This is a genomic window from Roseivivax sp. THAF30, from assembly GCF_009363575.1.
Classification (GTDB): Bacteria; Pseudomonadota; Alphaproteobacteria; order Rhodobacterales; family Rhodobacteraceae; genus Roseivivax; species Roseivivax halotolerans.
Genome location: NZ_CP045389.1, coordinates 39,084 through 61,800 on the forward strand (window position 1 = coordinate 39,084; position 22,717 = coordinate 61,800).

Annotated in this window: 18 protein-coding genes; 11 read left to right on the top strand and 7 right to left on the bottom strand. The window is 63.6% G+C overall.

What is annotated here, in order from left to right:
• The first annotated feature begins 175 nt into the window (after window positions 1-175).
• Complete coding sequence (locus FIU91_RS00170; protein WP_152460948.1) at window positions 176-1,348, top strand: glycine cleavage T C-terminal barrel domain-containing protein; 1,173 nt, start codon at window positions 176-178, stop codon at window positions 1,346-1,348.
• A gap of 77 nt (window positions 1,349-1,425) precedes the next feature.
• On the opposite strand, the gene FIU91_RS00175 is transcribed toward FIU91_RS00170, so the two are convergent.
• The gene (locus FIU91_RS00175) at window positions 1,426-2,448 is read right to left on the bottom strand and encodes a hypothetical protein (protein ID WP_152460949.1); all 1,023 of its coding nucleotides are present in this window, start codon (window positions 2,446-2,448) and stop codon (window positions 1,426-1,428) included.
• A 359-nt stretch (window positions 2,449-2,807) separates the two neighbouring features.
• Here FIU91_RS00175 and FIU91_RS00180 point away from each other — a divergent pair, with 359 nt between their 5' ends.
• A complete protein-coding gene (locus FIU91_RS00180) occupies window positions 2,808-3,266 on the top strand; it encodes an N-acetyltransferase (protein ID WP_152460950.1) in 459 nt (152 codons plus the stop codon).
• A gap of 99 nt (window positions 3,267-3,365) precedes the next feature.
• Here the strand turns inward: FIU91_RS00180 and folD are convergent, their stop codons facing one another.
• Together folD and FIU91_RS00190 are read right to left on the bottom strand one after the other, a co-directional pair.
• Window positions 3,366-4,265, bottom strand: coding sequence for a bifunctional methylenetetrahydrofolate dehydrogenase/methenyltetrahydrofolate cyclohydrolase FolD (gene folD / locus FIU91_RS00185; protein WP_152460951.1), 900 nt, complete (start codon window positions 4,263-4,265; stop codon window positions 3,366-3,368).
• A gap of 72 nt (window positions 4,266-4,337) precedes the next feature.
• Window positions 4,338-6,014 carry a formate--tetrahydrofolate ligase gene (locus FIU91_RS00190; protein WP_152460952.1) on the bottom strand — a complete coding sequence of 559 codons (1,677 nt, stop codon included), beginning with the start codon at window positions 6,012-6,014 and terminating at the stop codon, window positions 4,338-4,340.
• A gap of 201 nt (window positions 6,015-6,215) precedes the next feature.
• Here FIU91_RS00190 and FIU91_RS00195 point away from each other — a divergent pair, with 201 nt between their 5' ends.
• Complete coding sequence (locus FIU91_RS00195) at window positions 6,216-7,184, top strand: D-glycerate dehydrogenase (protein ID WP_152460953.1); 969 nt, start codon at window positions 6,216-6,218, stop codon at window positions 7,182-7,184.
• Here FIU91_RS00195 and FIU91_RS00200 read toward each other — a convergent pair whose 3' ends face one another.
• Both FIU91_RS00200 and FIU91_RS00205 read right to left on the bottom strand, forming a co-directional pair.
• Window positions 7,185-7,568: a rhodanese-like domain-containing protein gene (locus FIU91_RS00200; protein WP_152460954.1), complete on the bottom strand. Its 384-nt coding sequence runs from the start codon at window positions 7,566-7,568 to the stop codon at window positions 7,185-7,187.
• An 11-nt stretch (window positions 7,569-7,579) separates the two neighbouring features.
• Complete coding sequence (locus FIU91_RS00205; protein WP_371418222.1) at window positions 7,580-8,476, bottom strand: MBL fold metallo-hydrolase; 897 nt, start codon at window positions 8,474-8,476, stop codon at window positions 7,580-7,582.
• Between the two features lie 145 nt (window positions 8,477-8,621).
• On the opposite strand from FIU91_RS00205, the gene mutL reads away from it, so the two are divergent.
• The 5 genes from mutL to lpdA all read left to right on the top strand — a co-directional run bounded on the left by mutL (window position 8,622) and on the right by lpdA (window position 17,862).
• Window positions 8,622-10,451, top strand: coding sequence for a DNA mismatch repair endonuclease MutL (mutL, locus tag FIU91_RS00210; RefSeq protein ID WP_152460956.1), 1,830 nt, complete (start codon window positions 8,622-8,624; stop codon window positions 10,449-10,451).
• Window positions 10,451-11,683, top strand: a complete 1,233-nt coding sequence (locus tag FIU91_RS00215) for a DNA recombination protein RmuC (RefSeq protein ID WP_152460957.1) — start codon at window positions 10,451-10,453, stop codon at window positions 11,681-11,683. The genes mutL and FIU91_RS00215 overlap by 1 nt, the downstream gene beginning before the upstream one ends.
• 409 nt (window positions 11,684-12,092) lie before the next feature.
• Window positions 12,093-14,744, top strand: coding sequence for a pyruvate dehydrogenase (acetyl-transferring), homodimeric type (gene aceE / locus FIU91_RS00220; RefSeq protein WP_152460958.1), 2,652 nt, complete (start codon window positions 12,093-12,095; stop codon window positions 14,742-14,744).
• 25 nt (window positions 14,745-14,769) lie between these two features.
• Window positions 14,770-16,053, top strand: a complete 1,284-nt coding sequence (aceF, locus tag FIU91_RS00225; protein WP_093009216.1) for a dihydrolipoyllysine-residue acetyltransferase — start codon at window positions 14,770-14,772, stop codon at window positions 16,051-16,053.
• Window positions 16,054-16,071: 18 nt separating this feature from the next.
• Entirely contained in the window at window positions 16,072-17,862 is a 1,791-nt protein-coding gene (gene lpdA / locus FIU91_RS00230) for a dihydrolipoyl dehydrogenase (protein ID WP_152460959.1), read from the top strand.
• A gap of 153 nt (window positions 17,863-18,015) precedes the next feature.
• Here the strand turns inward: lpdA and FIU91_RS00235 are convergent, their stop codons facing one another.
• Window positions 18,016-18,663: a ChrR family anti-sigma-E factor gene (locus tag FIU91_RS00235; RefSeq protein WP_254702007.1), complete on the bottom strand. Its 648-nt coding sequence runs from the start codon at window positions 18,661-18,663 to the stop codon at window positions 18,016-18,018.
• An 8-nt stretch (window positions 18,664-18,671) separates the two neighbouring features.
• Window positions 18,672-19,181 carry a sigma-70 family RNA polymerase sigma factor gene (locus FIU91_RS00240; protein WP_254702120.1) on the bottom strand — a complete coding sequence of 170 codons (510 nt, stop codon included), beginning with the start codon at window positions 19,179-19,181 and terminating at the stop codon, window positions 18,672-18,674.
• Window positions 19,182-19,440: 259 nt separating this feature from the next.
• Here FIU91_RS00240 and FIU91_RS00245 point away from each other — a divergent pair, with 259 nt between their 5' ends.
• The 3 genes from FIU91_RS00245 to FIU91_RS00255 are packed head-to-tail and all read left to right on the top strand — an operon-like array spanning window position 19,441 to window position 22,714.
• The gene (locus FIU91_RS00245) at window positions 19,441-20,736 is read left to right on the top strand and encodes an NAD(P)/FAD-dependent oxidoreductase (protein ID WP_152460961.1); all 1,296 of its coding nucleotides are present in this window, start codon (window positions 19,441-19,443) and stop codon (window positions 20,734-20,736) included.
• Window positions 20,733-21,491, top strand: coding sequence for a DUF1365 domain-containing protein (locus FIU91_RS00250; protein ID WP_152460962.1), 759 nt, complete (start codon window positions 20,733-20,735; stop codon window positions 21,489-21,491). Before FIU91_RS00245 ends, FIU91_RS00250 begins: the two co-directional genes overlap by 4 nt.
• Complete coding sequence (locus FIU91_RS00255) at window positions 21,488-22,714, top strand: MFS transporter (protein ID WP_152460963.1); 1,227 nt, start codon at window positions 21,488-21,490, stop codon at window positions 22,712-22,714. The genes FIU91_RS00250 and FIU91_RS00255 overlap by 4 nt, the downstream gene beginning before the upstream one ends.
• The last annotated feature ends 3 nt before the right edge of the window (window positions 22,715-22,717 follow it).

Consider the following 22,717-nt stretch of genomic DNA (forward strand, 5'->3'; position numbering starts at 1 on the left):
TATCACGTCGCACTTGAGATGAGTATTTGATCACGTGGCCCACAGATTGGGCGCTGCGCGAACCAGTCGCGCGCGTTGCTGCAAGCCCTCACACATGGATGGCGCAAGCCCTGCTTGCTCTCGATCCGTCAGAGAAGGGCGGCACCGCATCACCCGGACAGAGGAGAGTCCATCGATGTTGTTGTCGCAGACCATCACGCCGAACCGCTTCGGGTTTGGCACGCAAATCCGCAAATCGCCGTTCTTCGACGCCACCGTGCGCTGGGGCGCGCAGAACTTTTCCGTCTACAATCACATGTATATCCCGCGGGACTTCGGCGATCCGGAGCAGAACTTCCGGAACCTCGTGAACACCGCGATCCTGTGCGACGTCGGCGTTGAGCGTCAGGTGGAGATCACCGGACCCGACGCGGCGCGGTTCACGCAGATGCTCACACCTCGCGATCTGTCCAAGATGGCGGTCGGCCAGTGCAAATACGTGCTGATCACCAATGCCGAAGGCGGCATTCTGAACGATCCGATCGTCCTGAGGCTGAACGAGGACCGGTTCTGGCTCTCGCTGGCTGACAGCGACATCCTGCTCTGGGCTCAGGGGCTGGCGGTCAATTCCGGAATGGACGTGACGATCCGCGAACCCGACGTCTCGCCGCTGCAGCTGCAAGGCCCGAACTCCGGGCGCATCATGCAGGCATTGCTCGGAGACGAGATCCTCGATCTGCGTTACTTCTGGCTGCGTGAACTCGAGCTCAACGGGATACCCGTGGTCGTGTCGCGGACGGGCTGGTCGAGCGAGCTTGGATACGAGATTTACCTGCAGGACAGCACACGCGGTGATGAGCTCTGGGAGACGATCATGGCCGCGGGTCAGTATCATGGCCTGCAACCGGGGCATACCTCGACGATCCGCCGGATCGAGGCAGGTATGCTGTCCTACCATGCCGATATGAACGCACAGACCAACCCGTTCGAGCTTGGCCTCGATCGTCTGGTGAACCTCGATATCGATGCCGATTTCATCGGCAAAGAGGCACTCAAGCGGATCAAAGAGACGGGGGTGACCCGTCAGCAGATCGGACTGGTGCTGGAGACGACGCCGCTGCCCGGACCGAATACGGTGTTCTGGCCGATCCTCAAGGACGCGGCACGGATCGGCTATGTCACCTCGGCGGTCTATTCGCCGCGTCTTGAGAAAAACATCGCTCTCGCGATGGTCGACGCGACATACGCCGGTATCGGCAACGACGTGCAGGTGATGGTCGACAATTTGATGGTCCGCGGAGACGTGGTCGAGCGCCCGTTCTTCGATCCGAAAAAGGCACTGGCGACGGGCGCGTCGCAATTGGGATAACCGGTCATTCCGGAGAGTACGAGTTCTCCCGGACCGGGGTCACGAGGCGGCTTGGAGCGCGCGTTGACTGCGCGCGCTCACGTTTTGACCACGGACGGCTCCGCGAGCTTTTCAGGCTGAGCGGAGGGGACGGCCTCCCATCCGAGGAGCTGGGTGATCTTCAACCGTTGCCCGTAGCCAAGCAGAAGCAGGATGAGCGCTGTGCCGATAATGGGCATGTGCCCGATGAACTCCACCAGCGCGGCCTCGTTCTCGCCTTGAAGAATGAAGGCTACGTTGGAGATCGCCATCATGATCGACAGGGCGAGAACGGCGAGCCGAACAGTGACGCCCAGGATCAAGACGACGCCGATCACGGCTTCGATCATGCCTGCGGACAGAACGAAGAGCTGGTCGGTGAACACCGTGAAGCCCAACGCCTCCATGAAGTTCCACCCGTAAGCGGCGACAAACGACTGCCCGAGCGCCGACGGCGCAAGCTTCTCCCCGATCGCGAGCGCCACGAGCGAAATGCCGGTCCAGATTCGCAAGGCGGCAACCGAGTAGAGCTTGGCAATCTCGCGCCTTTCGGGGTCGTTTAGGTTGTTGAACAGGATGAAGAGCGCGATGCCGATAAAGATCGAATATTCCAGTGCCGCGCGCAGCCCGCAGGTGACCAGAACGCCCGCGTGCAACACGAGCATCAGGACCGCTGTCCATTTGAGCCATCGATTGGCGATCAGGAGAATCCCGATCCCTGCCTGCAAGAACAAAAGCGCGGTAAAGACAGGGCCTTCCATGACGTGATGCGGCGCAAGCAGAGCGCCCTCATAGGCAGTGAGCAGAAAGCTCATTCCGGTGAATACGCGGAGGATTTCGATGAAATCATGCCGGGTCTTGCTATCGACGATCCTCAGAACCGGCAGCTTCAAATCGAGCCAGACCGCGAAGAGGATGAGTCCCAAGGCGAGTGCCGACCAGACAAGAAAGGCGGGATCGGTAAAGGCATAATTCGGCGCCACGTCGCCGGGCGTATCGACGAACCAATTCACATGCCCAAGCGCTGGCGACGCAGCAAGAAACGTGGCCGCGACCAACGAGGCTCGAAACGCATTTTGCATCGTCGTCGACATCCTTTTCGTCCAGGGCGGCCTGCCACAAAACTGGCCAGAGAGGGTCGGGAGGAACAAACACCCGGCGATCGGGATGATATCTATGCGGGCAAATCGCCTTTCCCATAACAGTCGGGCGAGCGCTGCAATGTGCCGCAGGACAGACCCGCGATGCGGGGTAAGTGGCGTCCTGTAAGTCTTTTATGGGCCATTTGCCTTTGAGAGAGAGCGCCACGAGCCGCTCTTGAGACGAGGGGCAAGCCCCGCAAACGCGCAGATACGCGACACCGCCTTGCACGGCGGTGGCGGTGGACGCTGCGGCAGACTTGCGCTAGGCGCCTTCGCGAACGCGATGCGGAGGAGAGTGCATGCCCCGACTGAGGCTGCGCCGGAACGCCCCTTTCGAGGTGGTCACCCTTGGTGAGATGATCGGTAGCGCCGAGGAGATGGCGCTCGTCAATCCGAATGCTAAGTTCCCGCTGGACCCGCTGGAATGGCAGGAAAAATGGCTGAACGAGCCGGACGACAAATCGTTCTATCTCGTCGATGCCGACGGAAGCGACGTCGGCTTCTTCGCGCTTCGCGTCGGTATCGGACCCGAGGTCCGGCATCTGACCTATGCGTTCGTTGTGCCCGAAGCGCGAGGGGGCGCGGGAGAGCAGATGGCCGGACTGGTGATCGAGGCGGCGCGCAGCCTCGAGGCGCTGACCGTGACGCTGAAATGCGAGACGGACAACCTGCCCGCGCTCAACGCCTATCGCTCGGCCGGGTTCGCGACCCTGTCGGAGCGCGGCGGCATGGCGACGATGAAGCTCGATCTGGGCTAGCCAGGGGCGGACCGGAACCGGCATTGAGCCGGTCCCGGTCCGGGCGAGGGCGCGGCCCTCGCGCTCCCGCGGTATTTCCGCCAACCCAAAGAGGGGAGGTCAGACTGTCAGACCTTCCGGCTCGTCGAGGTCATGGGCCCGGCAACATGCTGTCAGGGTATTGGCCAGCAGGCAGGCGATGGTCATCGGACCGACGCCGCCCGGAACCGGGGTGATCGCGCCCGCGACCTCGCTGACCTCGTCGAACGCGACGTCGCCGAGGAGCTTGGTTTTGCCCGGTTTGTCAGGATGCGGGATGCGCGTGATCCCGACATCGATCACCGTCGCGCCGGGTTTGACCCAATCGGCCTTGACCATCTCGGCGCGGCCGACGGCGGCCACGACGATGTCGGCGCGGCGGACCGTCTCGGCGAGATCCTTCGTGCGGGAATGGGCGATGGTCACCGTGCAGTTCTCGCGCAGGAGGAGCTGGGCCATCGGTTTGCCGAACAGGTTCGAGCGGCCGATCACGACCGCGTCCAGACCCGAGAGATTGGGAATGCGGTCGCGCAGCAGCATCAGGCAGCCGAGTGGCGTGCAGGAGACGAGGCCTTTCTCGCCACTGGCCAGAAGCCCTGCATTCACGACGCTCAGCCCGTCAACGTCCTTTGATGGATCGATTCGCGCGACGATCGCACGCTCGTCGAGGTGATCCGGCACGGGGAACTGGCAGAGAATTCCGTGTACCTCTGGATCGGCGTTCAGCTTGTCGATCAGCGCGAAGAGATCTGCCTCGGAGGTGTCGGCGGGCAGCGCATGCTTGAACGAGCGCATTCCGACCTCTGTCGTCTGCTTGTGCTTGGCGGCGACGTAGACCTCGCTGGCCGGATCCTCGCCCACGAGGACGACGGCGAGGCCCGGGATGATCCCGTTCTCCTCGCGCAGACGCGTCACATGGTCCGAGATCTTCTCGCGGATGTCGGCGGCGAAGGCCTTGCCGTCGATGATGGTGGCGCTCATTTTGTTCCTTTCCCGGTCATGCCCAAGGCGTCGCGGGGCGGGGATATACCCCGCCCCCGTCGATGAACAGTCTCAGAACAGCCCTTCGATCTCGCCGGCTTCGTTGAGGCGGATGTTCTGCGCCGCAGGTGCCGAGGGCAGGCCAGGCATCGTCATGATCTCGCCGCAGATCGCGACGATGAAGCCCGCGCCGGCGGACAGGCGCACTTCGCGGACGGGGATCGTGAAGCCGGTCGGCGCGCCGCGCTGGGTCGGGTCGGTTGAGAAAGAGTACTGCGTCTTGGCCATGCAGACTGGCAGCTTGCCGTAGCCCTGATCTTCCCATTCCTTGAGCTGGGCGCGGATCTTGCCGTCCATCACCACGCCGTCGGCGCGGTAAATGCGGGTTGCGACCGTCTCGATCTTGTCCGCAAGGCCCATCTCGTCTTCGTAGAGCGGGGCGAAATCAGACACGCCGCTGTCGGCGATCTCGGCGACCTTCGTGGCAAGTTCGGTGACGCCTGCAGAGCCGTCGGCCCAGTGCTTGGCGAGGATCGCCTCGGAACCCTGCTCGGCCACGAAATCCTTCACCGCCTGCACCTCGGCATCGCTGTCGCCCGCGAAGTGGTTGATCGCGACCACGACCGGAACGCCGAAGCTTTTGACGTTCTCGATATGGCGGCCGAGGTTGGCGCAGCCGGACTTCACCGCCTCGACGTTCTCTGCTCCGAGGTCGGCCTTGGCGACGCCACCGTTCATCTTCATCGCGCGCACCGTCGCGACGAGCACCACGGCGGAGGGGGCGAGACCCGCCTTGCGACACTTGATATCGAAGAACTTCTCGGCACCGAGGTCGGCTCCGAAGCCGGCTTCCGTCACCACGTAGTCCGCCAGCTTGAGCGCGGTCTTGGTCGCGATGACCGAATTGCATCCGTGCGCGATGTTGGCGAAGGGGCCGCCATGCACGAAGGCGGGGTTGTTCTCGAGGGTTTGCACGAGGTTTGGCTGCATCGCGTCCTTGAGGAGCACGGTCATCGCGCCTTCCGCACCGATGTCACGGCAATAGACGGGGCTCTTGTCGCGGCGGTAGGCGACGATCATCGCGCCGAGGCGCGTTTCGAGATCTTTGAGATCGGAGGCCAGGCAGAGGATCGCCATCACCTCGGAGGCGACGGTGATGTCGAAGCCCGCCTCGCGCGGGAAGCCGTTCGCGACACCGCCGAGCGAGGCAGTGATCTGGCGGAGAGCGCGGTCGTTCATGTCGAGAACGCGGCGCCAGACGACGCGGCGAATGTCGATCTCGGTCTCGTTGCCCCAGTAGATGTGGTTGTCGATCATTGCCGACAGCAGGTTATGCGCGGAGGTAATCGCGTGGAAGTCGCCGGTAAAATGGAGGTTCATGTCCTCCATCGGCACGACCTGTGCGTAGCCGCCGCCTGCCGCGCCGCCTTTCATGCCGAAGTTCGGCCCGAGTGAGGCTTCCCGGATGCAGATCGCCGCCTTCTTGCCGATCGCGTTTAGGCCGTCGCCGAGGCCAACGGTCGTCGTGGTCTTTCCCTCGCCCGCAGGGGTCGGGTTGATGGCGGTCACCAGGATCAGCTTGCCGTCGGGCTTGCCCGCGAGGCTGTTGATGAAGTCCTGTCCGACCTTGGCCTTGTCATGGCCATAGGGCAGGAGCGCATCGCCGGGAATCCCGAGCTTTTCGCCGATTTCCTGGATGTATTTCTTGTTCGCCGCGCGGGCGATTTCGATATCGGTCTTAGGTGCCATTGTCCCTCGCTCTCCCGTGCGGGCGCTTCATGCCTGTGCAGGGCCGGATGACGCCCTTGCGTGTTCTGAACAATCGCGAATCCGCGCGCTCATGGCGTCTGTAAGCGACTACGGGTTTCCTTTTCGCGGCAACGGGTGCGGAAAGGGGTGGTTGCGAGCCCGTGATGGGCGCTACCTCTGGGGCAGACCCGGGAGGACGAGATGGCGAAACCGAGAATACTCATCACGCGCAAATGGCCTGACGCCTGCGAGGCCCGCGTCCGGCGCGACTACGATGTCGTGCTGAACGAGACTGACGAGCCTCTCTCTCAAGATGATCTGCAGGAGGCGCTGGGCAGGTTCGACGCGGTCTGCCCGACAGTGACAGACAGGTTCTCGGCCCACCTTCTGAGCAAAGCCGCCAAGACAAAGCTGATCGGGAATTTCGGGGTCGGCTTCAATCATATCGACGTGGACGCAGCCGAAGAGGCCGGGATCACCGTCACCAACACACCCGGCGTGCTGACCGATTGCACGGCGGATCTGGCGATGACGCTGATGCTGATGGTCACGCGCCGCGCGGGCGAGGGCGAGCGACTGGTGCGGGCGGGAGACTGGCATGGTTGGAAGCCGACGCAGCTCGTCGGCGCGCGGCTCACGGGCAAGACGCTCGGTATTGTCGGAATGGGCCGGATCGGGATCGCCACCGCGCGGCGGGCGCAAGCAGGTTTTGGCATGAACGTGGTCTACTACAATCGCTCCGAGGTCTCGCCCGAGCGTCTTGACGGGCTCAAGGCGGAGCGACTGGACGATATCGACGCGGTCTGCGAGGCGGCGGACATAGTCTCGCTGCACCTGCCGGGCGGTGGTGCGAATAGTAAGGTTCTCGATGCAGGGCGCATCGCGAAGATAGGCCCGGAAGGGTTCCTCGTGAACACCGCACGCGGCGATGTTGTCGACGAGCCAGCCTTGATCGACGCGTTGCATAGCGGCGCGCTCGGCGGTGCGGGTCTCGATGTCTACGCGGCGGAGCCGCACGTCCCCGAGCCGCTCCGCGCACTCGACAACGTGGTTCTGCTGCCGCATCTGGGATCCGCCACCGCGGAGACACGCGAGGCGATGGGGCACATGGTTCTCGACAATCTAGATGCGTTCTTCGCCGGGCGGGACGTGCCGAACCCGGTTCGCTGATCAATTCCCGGTATTCATCCGCTTGGGTTCGCCAGACGCGAAATCCGTGCCAATGTAAGGCTTTTTCGCGTCCTTCCAGGCCTGGAAGCCGCCTTCGAGATGGGCGATGACATCAAAGCCCGCTTCGATGGCGATTTTCCCCATACGCTCGGACCTGAGACCCGAGCCGCAATGCAGAACGAGACGGCGGCCTTGTTGCGGCGGCAGCGCGGTCGCATCGAAATAGGCCATCGGGAAATTCAGTGCCCCCTCGATCCGCTCGAGCCCGAATTCCTGAGGTGTCCGGACGTCGATCAGCACGATCTCGCGGGCCTCGAGTGCGGTGGCGACCTCCTCGGGCGTCCAGCGCTCGAACGTGGCCGAGCCAATCTTCTCGCTGTCCATCGGGTATCCTTTCAGAACTTGTTCGCGGGGATCTTGAGGTAAGCGCTGCCGTCGCTTTCGGGTTCCGGCAGGCGGCCGCCGCGCAGGTTCATCTGCAAAGCAAACAGCATCCGGTCAGGCAGGCCGAGGGTTGCGTCGCGCTCGTCGCGGATCTTGCGATAGTCCGCTTCGGAGATGCCTCCGCCGAGGTGCTTGTTATGTGCGCGATGCTCGGCGACACTCGCCTCCCACGCGGGGTCTGTGCGGTCGCCGACGGGCGGGTAATCGTGACCGACGAAGAGACGCGTCTCTTCGGGAAGATCGAGGATCGCCATCAGCGAGCGGTAAAGCTCCGCCGAGGAGCCGCCCGGAAAGTCGGCGCGCGTCGTTCCGGCATCTACATGCATGAACGTGTCATGCACGAAGGCCGCATCGCCCATGACATAGGTGATCGAGCCGAGCGTATGGCCGGGCGAGAGCATGACCTGCACGTCGATATCCCCAAGCCGGAAGCTGTCGCCATCCGCGAGAAGCCTGTCGAAATCGCGCGCCGGATCGAAGGCATCCGGCATGTTGTAGATCTTTCGCCAGAGGACGGCGATCTCGCGCACCTTTTCCCCGATCGCGGTCGGAGCTCCGAGCTTTTCCTTGAGATGGGCCTGCGCCATGACGTGGTCGGCATGGGGATGCGTGTCGAGGATCCATTCGACCTCGAGACCTTCACGCGCCACGAATTCGAGCACTTCGTCCGCGCTTTCGGTCGACAGTCGCGCCGAGGCGGGATCGAAATCCAGCACCACGTCGATCAGCGCGGCTTTCCGCGTCGCAGGATCTGTTGCCACGTACATGATGGAGCCGGTCGCTTGGTCATAGAATCCCGTGACCTCGGGGCTTCGGGGGCCTGTCGACGGGGATGTTCTGGTAAACATTGCGGGCATGTCCTCATTCGCTTTTGTATTCAGATAATGGAATGTGTTGGTGATGCAAGGCCCGCGGGCCGATCCTCTGGCAATCTCTGGCGCAGGCTGAAATCGTCATTTCAGAATCGCGGGCTGGCATGCTAGATATCGCGTCATGAACTCGCACAGCCCCAAGATCCGGCCCACAATCCGACAGCTTGACGACGCGGCCATCAATCGGATCGCGGCGGGCGAAGTTGTGGAGCGCCCGGCTTCCGCGGTCAAGGAACTGGTCGAGAACGCCATTGATGCGGGCGCAACCCGGATCGGGATCGACATCGCGGATGGGGGCAAGACCCTTATACGGGTCAGTGACGATGGCTGCGGGATGACCCCCGAAGAGCTGCCGCTCGCGCTGTCGCGGCACGCCACCTCGAAGATCGACGGATCGGATCTCTTGGACATCCGCTCCTTCGGGTTCCGGGGCGAAGCGCTGCCTTCGCTCGGCGCGGTGGGGCGGCTGACGATCCAGAGCCGCGCGGAAGCGGCTGACGGGGCCGAACTCTCGGTCTCTGGCGGCATCGCGGAGCTGGCGCGACCTTCCGCGCTGCGACCCGGCACGATCGTGACCTTGCGCGATCTCTTCTTCGCCACGCCCGCGCGTCTGAAGTTCCTGCGGACCGACCGGGCCGAGGTTCAGGCGGTGGGCGAGGTGGTGCGCCGTCTTGCGATGGCAGAGCCGTCCGTGGGGTTCACCCTGCGCGATGTCTCGGGCGGCTGCGAGGGGCGCGTGACCTTCCGCGCCGATCCAGTCACCGGCGATCTTTTCGAAGCATTGACCGGACGGCTGGCCCAGATCATGGGGCGCGACTTCACCGATAACGCGATCCGCGTCGATGCCGAGCGCGAGGGCACGCGGATGACCGGTCTCGCTGCGCTGCCGACCTATTCGCGCGGCTCGGCCGTGGCGCAGCATGTCTTCGTCAATGGGCGTCCTGTGAAAGACAAGCTGCTGATCGGCGCACTGCGCGGAGCCTATTCGGACTTCCTGTCGCGCGACCGGCATCCCGCTGTGGCGCTGTTCATCGATTGCGATCCGCGGCGCGTGGACGTGAACGTGCATCCGGCGAAATCCGAAGTCCGCTTCCGTGATCCCGGCCTCGTGCGCGGCCTGGTCGTGTCGGGGCTGAAACACGCATTGGCAGAAGCCGGACACCGTGCGTCCTCGACCGTGGCGGGGGCCGCGCTCGGTGCGATGCGGCCAGAAATCGTCGGACCGCGCGTCTACCAGATGGACCGGCCCTCACCGCAGGCGCTGTCCTCGGCTCGGGCGGCTCAGGCGCCGGGTTTTGCCGAGATGGAGACCGCCTGGTCCGGCCGTGTGGAAGACACCACACCCGAAACGCCGGAAACCGATCCCGCCGTCCTGCCGCTCGGCGCGGCGCGCGGACAGGTCCACGAGAATTACATCATCGCTCAGACTGAAACCGGCATGGTCATCGTCGATCAGCACGCCGCGCATGAGCGTCTCGTCTACGAAAAGCTCAAACGTCAGATGGCCGAACGCGGTGTCGCGGCGCAAGCGCTTCTGATCCCCGAAGTGGTGGATCTCTCCGCCTCCGATTGCGCGCTTCTCCTCGAGGCCGCGGACGACCTGGCGCGCATGGGCCTCACGATCGAGCCATTCGGCGGCAGCGCCATCGCGATCCGCGAGACGCCCGCGATCCTTGGTGAGGTCAATGCAGAGGCCTTGATCCGAGACGTGCTCGATGAGCTGTCCGAAGGCGGCGGCTCGCGTCTTGTTCAGGACAAGCTCGAAGCGATCCTGAGTCGCGTCGCCTGTCACGGTTCGATCCGCTCGGGCCGCCGGATGCGCGCAGAAGAGATGAACGCGCTTCTGCGGGAGATGGAAGCCACGCCGCACTCGGGCCAATGCAACCACGGCCGGCCCACCTATATCGAGCTGGGGCTCGCGGATATCGAAAAACTCTTCGGACGGGCCTGATGGACGCTTTCCTCACCGATCTGCAAACGGGCGACCCTCTCGCGCTCGGCATCGCCGCGGCGGCTGCTGTCGCCGTGTTGCTCGTGCTTCTGATGGTGCTCGCGATCCGCCGCGCCGGGCGCTCGGCGCGCGTGACCGAAGATCTGGCGCGGCATCTCTCGCGCCTTGGGCAGGACGTGCAGCAACTTGGGCAAGGGCAAACCCAGCTTGCCGGCAGCTTGCAGACCGTCTCCGAAACGGCGAGCCACGCGCAAATGCAGGTTCTGCAAACGATGGAGAGCCGGCTTGCAGAAGTGCAGCGGCAGATGGCTGACCGTCTGGCGGATAGTCAGCTCAAGCAGGCGCGCTCCATGTCCGACATGCAGGAGAAGATGGGCGAGGTGCTCAACGGGCAGGCGACCAAGACGGCGTCCTCGCTCACTCAATTGCAGGAACGCCTCGCGACAATCGACAAGGCGCAGGAGAACATCACCAAGCTCTCGGGCGACGTGCTATCTTTGCAGGACATCCTGTCGAACAAGCAGACGCGTGGGGCGTTCGGAGAGATCCAGCTGACCGATATCGTCGGCAAGGCGCTGCCGTCGGACAGCTACACGCTGCAGGCGACGCTCTCGAACGGCAAGCGCGCCGATTGTCTGATCCATCTGCCGAACCCTCCGGGGCCGATCGCGATCGACTCCAAATTCCCGCTGGAGGCCTACGAGGCGCTCCGCCGCGCCGAGACGCAGGAGCAAGCGACGCGCGCGGCGCAAGCGCTGCGGCTGGCAGTGCGAAAGCATATCCGCGACATTGCCGAACGCTACATCATCGAAGGCGAGACTGCCGAGGGCGCGATCATGTTCCTGCCATCTGAAGCGGTTTACGCGGAGTTGCACGCCAACTTCCCCGATACCGTCCGCGAAGGCTTTGCCGCGCGGGTCTGGATCGTCTCGCCCACGACCTGCATGGCGACGCTGAACACGATGCGCGCCATCCTCAAGGACGCGCGGATGCGCGAGCAGGCGGGGGCGATCCGCAAGGAGCTTTCGCTGCTTTACACCGATGTCGACCGCCTCGGCACCCGGGTCGAGAACCTCGACCGGCATTTCGGGCAGGCCTCGAAAGACATCGCCGAGATCAAGATCTCGGCCGACAAGGCGGGCCGGCGCGCGAAGCGGCTCGACAATTTCGACTTCGAGGAGTTGGCCGAAAGCGCCGAGCCGCGCGTCCTCGAGCTGAAAGACGGCCACTAAGGCCGGAAATCGGCGAAATCCTCCTGAAAAGGTTGCAAGATCGTCCGGGCCGTGGTGCGCTTCTCTTGAAGTGAGCGGTAACGGAGACACCATGTATCCGGAACCAATCATCGGGCACCGAGGTTTTTCGGTGCATCCGCGAACAGCCCCAAGGGCGGCGCGACAGGGAGGATGGCGATTTGCGAGACGTGCAGCCGCGTCATTGCGCGTTTTTGTTCAACGATGAACTAAAACGGCATGTCCTGGACGCATATCAAACTTGCGTCTCTCCGCGTATCCATGAAAATTCTGCAATGCTACATCCGGCGCTGACTATGCCGCAGCGTCAAATCGCGTCCGACATTAATGCTTCGCTTAGCGTTAAGCGAAAATATGACGACGCAGTCGCGCTCGATGAGGGAGATGCCAGATGAAAGATACCCCGAACGATATCGATCCTGTCGAATCGAAGGAATGGCAGGAGGCGATTGAAGACGTCATCCAGCGCGACGGCCCGAACAGGGCGCATTTCCTTCTCGACAAGGCCGTCAGCCAGGCTCGTGCCGCCGGCGCCAACCTCCCCTTCACGGCGACCACGCCGTATCAGAACACCATCTCCCCCGATGACGAGATCGACGTTCCGGGCGATATGGAAATGGAGTGGCGCATTCGGACCATCAATCGCTGGAACGCGATGGCGACGGTCGTGCGCGCGAACAAGGAGAAGGACGGGATCGGTGGTCATATCGCCTCCTTCGCCTCCTCGGCCGCGCTCTACGACGTCGGCCTGAACCATTTCTGGCGGGCGAAATCGACGATGCATGGCGGCGATCTGGTCTTCTTCCAGGGCCACGTGATCCCAGGCATCTACGCGCGATCCTTCATGGAAGGGCGTCTGTCCGAGGAGGATCTGAAATCCTTCCGCTCCGAAGTGGATGGTGGTCTGTCCTCCTATCCCCACCCCTGGCTGATGCCGGATTACTGGCAGTTCCCCACGGTCTCGATGGGGCTTGGGCCGATGATGGCGGTCTACCAGGCGCGCTTCATGAAATACCTGCACAATCGCGGCCTCATCGACATGGGCGACCGCAAGGTCTGGGCCTTCCTTGGCGATGGCGAGATGGACGAGCCCGAAAGCCTCGGCGCGATCTCCATCGCGGCGCGGGAAGGTCTCGACAACCTGATCTTTGTCATCAACTGTAACCTGCAGCGGCTCGACGGTCCGGTGCGCGGCAATTCCAAGATCGTGCAGGAACTCGAGGGCAATTTCCGCGGCGCGGGCTGGCAGGTGCTCAAGCTCCTCTGGGGCCGCGGCTGGGACGAGCTTCTGGAGCGCGACACCTCCGGCAAGCTGCGCCAGCTCATGGACGAGACGATCGACGGCGATTACCAGACCTTCAAATCGAAGGATGGTGCCTATATCCGCGAGCATTTCTTCGGCAAGTATCCCGAGACGGCCGAGCTTGTGAAGGACTGGACCGACGACGAGATCTGGGGCCTGCGCCGGGGCGGGCACGACATCAAGAAGGTGTACAACGCCTATCACCGCGCGACCCATACCGAAGGGCAGCCGACCTGTATCCTCGTGAAGACCGTGAAGGGCTATGGCATGGGCACGGCGGGCGAGGGCATGAACATCGCCCACCAGTCCAAGAAGATGCAGGTCGATCAGCTGAAAGCGATGCGCGACCGCTTCCGCATTCCGATCGAGGACAACGACCTCGAGAAGGTGCCGTTCGTTACGCTGAACAACGCGCAGAAGAGCTACCTTGCTGATCGCCGCAAGGAACTTGGCGGCGAGTTCCCCAAGCGCAGCGCGGACGCACCGAAGCTCGAGGTGCCCGGTCTCGACAAGTTCAAGAAGGAACTCCAGTCATCGGGCGACCGCGAATTCTCGTCGACGATGGCCTTCGTGCGGATCATGACGACGCTCCTGCGCGACAAGGAGATCGGCAAGTACGTCGTGCCCATCGTGCCCGATGAGAGCCGTACTTTCGGGATGGAAGGGCTGTTCCGGTCCGTCGGCATCTACAACCCCTTGGGGCAGAACTACACGCCGCAAGACGCCGACCAGATGGCCTATTACAAGGAGAGCAAGGACGGCCAGGTGCTTCAGGAAGGCATCAACGAGGCCGGCGCCATGTCCGACTGGATCGCGGCGGCGACCGCCTATTCCACGCACGGCGTGCCGATGATCCCGTTCTACATCTTCTACTCGATGTTCGGCTTCCAGCGGATCGGTGACTTCGCCTGGGCCGCAGGCGACAGCCGTGCGCGGGGCTTCATGCTGGGCGGCACGGCGGGCCGGACCACGCTCAACGGTGAGGGACTTCAGCACGAGGACGGGCACAGCCACATCCTCGCCGGCACGGTTCCGAACTGCATCTCCTACGATCCGACCTTCTCTTACGAGGTGGCGGTGATCGTTCAGAACGGGCTCCAGCGCATGTACGCGGACCAGGAGGATGTCTATTACTACATCACCCTGATGAACGAGAACTACGCCCATCCCGAAATGCCGACGGGCGCGGAAGAAGGGATCATCAAGGGTCTTTACCGGATGCAGAAGACCTCGCGCCCGGGCAAGAAGCACGTGAACCTCATGGGCTCCGGGACGATCCTCATCCAGGCGATCCGCGCGGCGGAGATGCTGAAGGAAGACTTCGGCGTCAGCTCCGACATCTGGTCGGCGACCTCGTTCAACGAGCTTGCGCGCGACGGTCAGGATGCGATGCGCCATAACCGGCTGAACCCGCTCGGCGAGGAGCGCGTGCCTTATGTCACGCAACTGCTCGACGGCGTGAAGGGCCCGGTCATCGCGGCCACGGACTACATGAAGAACTTCGCCGAGCAGATCCGCGCTTTCGTTCCCCAGCGTTACACGGTGCTTGGAACCGACGGGTTCGGGCGCTCGGACAGCCGCGAGAACCTGCGCCGCTTCTTCGAGGTCGACGCCAACCACATCGCGGCGGCCGCGATGGCCGATCTCTACCGCGAAGGCGCGGTGAGCGAGAAAGACCTTCAGAAGGCGCTCGACAAATACAACATCGACGGCGGCAAGCCGAACCCGCGCCTGAGCTGACACGCGGAACGAGGAGACAGACGACATGACGACCGAAGTGAAAGTTCCCGATATCGGCGATTTCTCCGATGTGCCGGTAATCACGGTTCTCGTAAGCGTGGGCGATACAATCTCGGAAGAAGATCCGCTGATCGAGCTTGAAAGCGACAAGGCGACGATGGAAGTGCCATCCTCGCATGGCGGCACGGTGAAGGAGATCAAGATCTCCGAAGGCGACAACGTCAACGAAGGCGACGTGATCCTCATCATCGAGGAAGCGTCGGGCGGCTCGGACGAGGGATCGAACGGATCCGAAGAAAAGGCCGCGCCCAAGGAGGAACCCAAGAAAGAGGAGCCCAAGGCCGAGGAAGCCCCGAAAGCGGCGGAGGCCCCCGCGCCCGTGACCGACAAGGGTTTCGGCAAGGTTCATGCCTCGCCTTCCGTCCGGGCCTTCGCCCGCCGGGTCGAGATCGACCTAGCATCGGTGAACGGCACTGGCCGGAAGGGCCGGATCCTGCGTGAGGATGTCGAGAAGGCGCTTGCTTCCCGTTCGACGCCCGCCGCATCGGGCGGCGCGCAGGCGCAGGGCGGAATGGGCATTCCGCCGATCCCGCCGGTCGACTTCTCCAAGTTCGGCCCGGTCGAGGATGTGGAGATGTCCCGGATCAAGAAGCTGTCGGGCCCCGCGCTTCACCGCTCCTGGCTCAACATCCCGCATGTGACCAACAACGAAGAAGCCGACATCACCGAGCTCGACAAATACCGCAAGGAGCTCGACACCGAAGCGAAGGAGCAGGGCTACCGCGTCACGCTTCTGTCGTTCATCATCAAGGCCAGCGTCGGCGCGCTGAAAAAGCATTGGGAGTTCAACTCGTCGATTCATCCCGACGGCGACAAGCTGATCCGCAAGCACTTCTACAATATCGGCTTCGCGGCGGACACGCCGAACGGCCTCGTCGTGCCGGTTCTGAAGGATGCGGACCGCAAGGGCATCGTCGAGATCTCGAAGGAGCTCGGCGATCTGTCCGCGGCAGCGCGCGACGGCAAGCTCAAGGGCGACCAGATGCAGGGCGCGACCTTCACGATCTCGTCCCTCGGCGGGATCGGGGGCACCGATTTCACGCCCATCGTCAACGCGCCCGAAGTGGCGATCCTGGGGCTGTCACGCTCCAAGATGGCGCCCGTCTGGGACGGCGAGCAATTCGTGCCCCGCAACATGCTGCCGCTGTCGCTGTCCTACGATCACCGGGCTATCGACGGTGCGCTCGCCGCGCGGTTCAACGCGCATCTGAAATACCTTCTGGCCGATCCGCGCCGGATCATGCTGTAAGCGAGAGGCCCGAACCCCATGGATATCAAGGTTCCCGATATAGGCGACTTCTCCGACGTGCCCGTCATCACCGTTCTGGTGAGCGTCGGGGACACCGTCGAAAAGGAAGATCCGCTGATCGAGCTTGAAAGCGACAAGGCGACGATGGAAGTGCCGTCCTCGCATGCCGGCAAGATCACGGAAATCAAGGTGGCTGAGGGCGATACCGTCTCCGAAGGCGACGTGATCATGGTGATCGAGGCCGCCGACGCGGATGCGGCCGAAGACAAAGCGGACGACGCCAAGGGCCAGGGCGGCCAGCAGGGCGGCGGCTATGGCGATCGGGGCGCGGATGCGCGCGCTGCGCCGGAAAAGGTCGAACCCGCCGGCTCTGCCTCGGGCCAAGGCGACAAGCACGCGGAAGTCGTGGTGCTGGGCTCCGGCCCCGGCGGCTACAGTGCGGCGTTCCGCGCCGCTGATCTCGGCAAGAAGGTCATCCTGATCGAGCGCTATCCCTCGCTGGGTGGTGTCTGTCTGAACGTGGGCTGCATTCCTTCCAAGGCTCTTTTGCACGTTGCCAAGGTCATCACGGAGGCGGACGAGATGGGCAGCCACGGTGTCAGCTTCGGCAAGCCCAAGATCGATCTCGACGAGCTGCGGTCCTTCAAGGACGGCGTCGTGCAACAGCTGACAGGCGGACTCGAGGGGCTCTCTAAGGGCCGAAAGGTCGAGGTCGTGCGCGGCTTCGGTAAGTTCACCGGCCCCAACATGATCGCGGTCGAGGGGGATGACGGGACGACGAACGTCTCGTTCGATCAATGCATCATCGCGGCAGGCTCGGAGCCCGTGGAACTGCCCTTCATTCCCAATGACGACGACCGGGTGATCGATTCCACCGGCGCGCTGGAGCTCAAGGACATTCCGAAGCGGATGCTGATCCTCGGTGGCGGCATCATCGGTCTCGAGATGGCCTGTGTCTATGACGCGCTCGGCAGCCAGATCACCGTCGTCGAACTGATGGACCAGATCATCCCCGGCGCGGACAAGGATCTCGTCAAGCCGCTGATGACCCGGATCAAGGGCCGCTACGAGAACATACATCTCAAGACCAAGGTGACGAATGTCGAGGCGCTGAAAAAAGGACTCAAGGTCACGTTCGAGGACGACAAGGGCGAGAGCTTCACCGACACGTTCGACAAGGTGCTGGTCGCGGTCGGGCGCAAGCCCAACGGCAAGCTCATCGACGCCGAGAAGGCCGGGGTGAAGGTAGACGAGCGCGGCTTCATTGCCGTGGACGAATTCCAGCGCACCGGCCAGAGCCACATCTTCGCCATAGGCGACGTGGTCGGCCAGCCGATGCTGGCGCACAAGGCCGTGCACGAAGGCAAGGTCGCGGCCGAGGTCGCCTCGGGCGAAAAGCGTGCCTTCGATGCCCGCGTGATTCCCTCCGTCGCCTATACCGATCCCGAAGTCGCCTGGTGCGGCCTCACCGAGACGCAGGCGAAGGAGCAGGGCATCAAGGTCGAGAAGGGCGTGTTCCCCTGGGCGGCGTCAGGGCGGTCTCTGTCCAATGGACGCTCAGAGGGCATGACCAAGCTTCTCTTCGATCCCGAGGATGACCGCGTGATCGGCGCGGCGATCGTCGGGACCAATGCGGGCGATCTGATCTCCGAAGTGGCTCTGGCCATCGAGATGGGCGCCGATGCGGTCGATCTCGGGCACACGATCCACCCGCATCCAACGCTGTCGGAAACAGTGAACTTCGCCGCGGAGATGTTCGAAGGAACGATCACAGACCTGATGCCGCCCAAGAAGAAAAAGGCGTCCTGATCCAGCGGTCCCGCGCGCATCTGCGCGCGGGTCATCTTGACCAAAGGCCCCGCGTTGCGGGGCCTTTGCCGTTTCAGGGGCGTGGCCCCTCTTGGCAGCAAGCTGCCAATTCACCCCACGGTATTTGGGCCAACCCAAGACTGAAGAGCGGGATCAGATCCCGAGGAAGGGCTGCGCGATCCGGGGCAGAAGCGCCTTGAACTGCAGGGGCGCATCGGTGACGGCAAGGCAGATGCAATCCTCGGCGATGTCGGCCACGGGCATATGGTCGAGCTCATCGGTCGCGACCTCGACATCGCCGCGGGCGAAGGTGCCGTCGGCATCTGTGAAGGCACCTTGCAAAACCAGCGTGATCTCCGTGCCGCGATGGCCGTGATCCGGCACGGCGGTCCCGGCCGGGATATGCAGAAGGCGCGCGGTGGCGGATTTGTCGGTGAGGGGGATCATTGCCTGCCGGACGCCGCGCCCGACGGGACGCCAGCGGGCCGCTTCGAGCCCGCCACCGACATAGGAGGCCAGGGGCTCGGGCAAAACCGGATCACGCGGTCGGGTTGCGACGGGTTCCGGCGCGGGGCTTTCGTCGAGGCGCGCCATCAGCGCTTCGAACGCGCCCGATGTCATCTCGACCTTGTCATCGGTCTCTTCCAGAAGCGCACCGCCGAGTGCATCGTAGCTTTCCGCCGCGGCGCGGCAGGCATCGCAGAGCGACAGATGCGTTGCGATGGCGAGGTCGAAGGCTTCGGGCAGCGTGCCCGTGGAATATGCCATCAAGAGGGAGTCTGGCAGGTGGTGACGGATCATCGGGACACTCATGAGGACATCGCATGACGCAGCCGATCGAGCGCCAGACGGATACGGGACTTGATCGTGCCGAGGGGCAGGCCGGTTTCGGCGGCGATCTCGGTATGAGTGAGATCCCCGAAATAGGCCTTCTCGACGAGCACGCGCTGCTTCTCGGGAAGTTCGCGCAGCGCTTGGCGAAGCACGTCGCTTTCCTGTTTGAGGCCGATCACCTCGGCCTGATCGGGTTCGGCCTCGGGGCCCCAGGGTAAATTTTCGGGCTCGGGGCGCGCGTGCTTTCTGAGAAAATCGATCCGGCGGTTACGTGCGATGGTGAAGAGCCAGGTCGCGACGCTCGCGCGGCGCGGGTCGAACATGTCTGCCTTCCGCCACACGGTCTGCATGACATCCTGCACGAGATCTTCGGAAACGGCAGGGGTGAGACCGGAGCGGATCAGGAAGGCTTTGAGGCGCGGTGCGAAATGGCCGAAGATCGCCGCGAAGGACGTCTGGCACCTGTCGTCACGGATCAAGAGCATCTCGGCCACCCAGTCATCGGCGCCGACTTTGTGCCCGGTCTCGGGGCGCGCGCGGAGCACGCGCGTGCCATTCGCTCTCGGCGGCTGCCGAAAAGCGGGCTCGACTTCGGCGGGAGCGGCGTCCACATAACCCATCATGAGCGGGTTACGGGGCGGGGCATCTCCCGGATCACTAATTTTTGCGATCTGGATCTTTTTCATCCGCGGATCCGTGCATCACGTAACCCAATAAGACGCACAACACCGGAGAAGTTCCCGAATGCCATTCGAATATCGACCGGCCGAGCCGAAAAAGATCGCGATCATCGGTTCGGGGATCTCCGGTCTGGGTGCTGCCGAAGCGCTGTCTGGCACGCATCGTGTCACGCTGATCGAGGCCGAGCCGCGGCTCGGAGGACATGCGCGCACGATCATCGCGGGAAAGCGCGGCGACCAGCCGGTCGATACAGGCTTCATCGTCTTCAACTACGCCAATTACCCTAATCTCGCGGAGATGTTCGCGCGGCTCGACGTGCCGGTGGTCGAATCCAGCATGAGCTTTGGTGCGTCCCTTGGCGGCGGGCGCATGGAATACGGGCTCGCGTCGCTCTCCGCCCTCTTCGCGCAACGCAAGAACGTGACCAACCCGCAGTTCTTGCGGATGATCCGGGATATCTTCCGCTTCAATGCGCGCGCCTCCTCCTCGGCGCATGATCGCTCGCAAAGCCTTGGGGATTTCCTGGAGGCGCTGCGCGTCGGGCCGTGGTTCCGCGACTATTACCTTCTGCCGCTCTCGGGCGCGATCTGGTCGACGCCGACCGAAAAGATTCTCGACTTTCCCGCCCACGCGCTCGTGCGGTTCTTCGAGAACCACGCACTTCTGAGCACGTTCGGCCAGCATCAATGGTACACGGTCGAGGGCGGGTCTGCCCAGTATGTGCGCCGCCTCGAGGCTGCCTTGCGTCGGGCAGATGTCGACATCCGGCTCGGCACGCCCGTGGCCGGAGTTCGGCGGGGTGAGATCGGCGCGGAGCTGCGTATGGAAGGCTGCGAATGGGAGCACTTCGACGAAGTGGTCTTCGCCACTCATTCCGACGACACTCTTGCGCTACTGGCGGATGCAACGCCCGAGGAAGAGGCCGCGCTCGGCGCGATCCGCTACCAGCCGAACCGCGTCGTGCTGCATGGCGATTCCGGCATCATGCCCAAGAACCGGCGCGTCTGGTCCTCGTGGAACTATACCGAGGATGCGCCCGGAGCGATGAACGCCATTGACCTGACCTATTGGATGAATTCGCTGCAGCCGATCCCGAAGGACGATCTGTGCTTCGTCACGCTGAACACGACACGCCCGATCCGCGAGGATCTGATCTGGGACGAGACGGTTCTGAGGCACCCCGTCTACGACCTCGAGGCGCTGGCCGCGCAAGGTGACGTGGCGGCGATGAACGGCCGGAACAATACCTGGTTCTGCGGGGCGTGGATGAAGAACGGCTTCCACGAAGACGGCCTCTCCTCCGCCCTCGACGTGGCCAAGGCGATCCAGCGTCGAGACCGGGTTTCCGAGGCCGCATGAGCCGCGTCGAGCATATCCAGGGCCATACGTGGCATGGCCGGAAAGGCGAAACGAAGAACGATTTTCGCTACGGTATCGACTATGTCTGCCTCGATGCCGAAGCGCAGACCGAGGGGCCTCGCTTCTTTTCCCGGAATGCTCCGAACATCCTGTCGCTTCGCGATCTCGATCACGGCGGACCTCCGAAAGAGGGACGCGGCGCGGCCTGGGCGCGCGATGTTCTGAGCCAATACCAGGTGCGCGCGGATGGCGAGCTCCTGCTCCTGGCGCAGCCGCGCATGCTCGGCCATGTCTTCAACCCGGTGAGCTTCTGGCTGGCGCATGACGCGAGCGGTGCGCTCGTCGCCGTGATCGCCGAGGTCACAAATACCTTCGGCGATCGCCATTCCTATCTCGCGCAGCGGCAGGACGGTGCGCCGATCGCGGCCAGCGACCGTCTGACCGCGCGCAAGATCTTCCACGTCTCGCCCTTCCAGCCCATCGGCGGCGGCTACGAGTTTCGCTTCGACATCCGCCCGGACCGGATCGGCATCTGGATCGATTTCGATACCGGCGACGGTGGCGGCGTGATCGCGACGCTCACGGGGCGACGCGCGCCGATGACGAATGGCTCGATCCTGCGTGCGCTCCTGCGCCGTCCCTTCGGTTCTCGCCGGGTTCTGGCGCTGATCCATTGGCAGGCGCTCAAGCTCTGGTGGAAAGGCGCACGCTATCGGCCGCGTCCCGAACCGCCGGTCGAGGACGTCTCGCGATGAGCGAGGCGCCGCGCAATCTTTGGGGATATGCGGTCTTTGCCGGGACGCTCTCGGCGGCGGGGCTGCCGATCTACATCCACGCACCGAAATTCTATGCCGACAGCTACGCAGTCGGGCTGGGCACGCTGGGCACGATCCTTTTCGCGCTGCGGCTACTGGATCTCGTGCAGGATCCGGCCTTCGGGTGGCTGGCGGAACGCTTGCGAGGTGTCAGGGGTCTGGCTGTTGCCGTGGCCGCGGCGATCATGGGCTCTGGCATGATCGGGCTTTTCGCCGTGACGCCGCCCGTCCATCCGACGCTCTGGTTCGCGATCACGTTGACGATGGTGTTCTCGGCCTTCTCTTTCATGACGATCACCTTCTACGCGCGCGGCGTGGCGAAAGCCGAGGATCTGGGCGAGAAGGGCCACCTGAAGCTTGCGAGGTGGCGAGAGACGGGCGCGCTTCTTGGGATCTGCGCAGCATCGGTCATGCCAACGGCTTTCGCGGCGGCTGGGCTGCCTGAATTCGCGGTCTTCTCTCTGGTCTTTGCCGGGCTTTGCCTTCTTGCCGTTCTCCTGATGAGGACGGAGTGGCGCGGCGGCCTCGCGGTCGGCTCGTCGGGCTTCAAGGTGATCCTGTCGGATCTTGTGGCCCGCAAGCTGCTGCTCGTCGCCTTGGCCAATGCCGCGCCGGTCGCTGTGACATCGACGCTGTTCCTGTTCTTCGTGGAAGCGCGGCTCGATGCGCCGGGCTGGGAAGGGCCGCTCCTGCTCTTGTTTTTCCTTGCCGCGGCAGCATCGGCCACCTTCTGGTCCCGTGCGGCCGAAAGGTTCGGCGGCCGGCGGACGCTCATGGCCGCGATGGTCGCGGCGATCATCGCCTTCTCTTTCGCGCTGTTCTTGCGTGAGGGCGACGTCTGGGCCTTCGCGGTGATCTGCCTCGCCTCGGGTGCGACGCTTGGCGCGGACCTGACGCTTCTTCCGGCGATCTTCGCGCAGCGGATGGAAAAGATCGCGCCCAACGCGACGGAGGGTTTCTCCCTCTGGTCCTTCGCTCAGAAATTCACGCTGGCATTCGCGGCCGCGGCGCTCCTGCCGCTTCTCGAAGCGTCGGGCTTCGAGTCGGGACAAGAGAATTCTTCTGACGCGCTGTGGACCCTCAGCCTGTTATACGCGTTCGTCCCGTGTCTCTTGAAACTTATCGCACTCGCCCTCCTCTGGGCGACCCAATTGGAAGAGTGAGGA

Excerpts from the sequence above, each read along its gene's own strand:
- FIU91_RS00190 (WP_152460952.1), bottom strand. The coding sequence starts at position 6,014 with ATGGCACCTAAGACCGATATCGAAATCGCCCGCGCGGCGAACAAGAAA.
- FIU91_RS00175 (WP_152460949.1), bottom strand. The coding sequence starts at position 2,448 with ATGCAAAATGCGTTTCGAGCCTCGTTGGTCGCGGCCACGTTTCTTGCT.
- folD (WP_152460951.1), bottom strand. The coding sequence starts at position 4,265 with ATGAGCGCCACCATCATCGACGGCAAGGCCTTCGCCGCCGACATCCGC.
- FIU91_RS00240 (WP_254702120.1), bottom strand. The coding sequence starts at position 19,181 with ATGCTCTTGATCCGTGACGACAGGTGCCAGACGTCCTTCGCGGCGATC.
- FIU91_RS00215 (WP_152460957.1), top strand. The coding sequence starts at position 10,451 with ATGGACGCTTTCCTCACCGATCTGCAAACGGGCGACCCTCTCGCGCTC.
- FIU91_RS00195 (WP_152460953.1), top strand. The coding sequence starts at position 6,216 with ATGGCGAAACCGAGAATACTCATCACGCGCAAATGGCCTGACGCCTGC.
- lpdA (WP_152460959.1), top strand. The coding sequence starts at position 16,072 with ATGGATATCAAGGTTCCCGATATAGGCGACTTCTCCGACGTGCCCGTC.
- FIU91_RS00235 (WP_254702007.1), bottom strand. The coding sequence starts at position 18,663 with ATGATCCGTCACCACCTGCCAGACTCCCTCTTGATGGCATATTCCACG.
- aceE (WP_152460958.1), top strand. The coding sequence starts at position 12,093 with ATGAAAGATACCCCGAACGATATCGATCCTGTCGAATCGAAGGAATGG.
- aceF (WP_093009216.1), top strand. The coding sequence starts at position 14,770 with ATGACGACCGAAGTGAAAGTTCCCGATATCGGCGATTTCTCCGATGTG.
- FIU91_RS00255 (WP_152460963.1), top strand. The coding sequence starts at position 21,488 with ATGAGCGAGGCGCCGCGCAATCTTTGGGGATATGCGGTCTTTGCCGGG.
- FIU91_RS00200 (WP_152460954.1), bottom strand. The coding sequence starts at position 7,568 with ATGGACAGCGAGAAGATTGGCTCGGCCACGTTCGAGCGCTGGACGCCC.
- FIU91_RS00180 (WP_152460950.1), top strand. The coding sequence starts at position 2,808 with ATGCCCCGACTGAGGCTGCGCCGGAACGCCCCTTTCGAGGTGGTCACC.
- FIU91_RS00245 (WP_152460961.1), top strand. The coding sequence starts at position 19,441 with ATGCCATTCGAATATCGACCGGCCGAGCCGAAAAAGATCGCGATCATC.
- FIU91_RS00205 (WP_371418222.1), bottom strand. The coding sequence starts at position 8,476 with ATGTTTACCAGAACATCCCCGTCGACAGGCCCCCGAAGCCCCGAGGTC.
- FIU91_RS00250 (WP_152460962.1), top strand. The coding sequence starts at position 20,733 with ATGAGCCGCGTCGAGCATATCCAGGGCCATACGTGGCATGGCCGGAAA.
- mutL (WP_152460956.1), top strand. The coding sequence starts at position 8,622 with ATGAACTCGCACAGCCCCAAGATCCGGCCCACAATCCGACAGCTTGAC.
- FIU91_RS00170 (WP_152460948.1), top strand. The coding sequence starts at position 176 with ATGTTGTTGTCGCAGACCATCACGCCGAACCGCTTCGGGTTTGGCACG.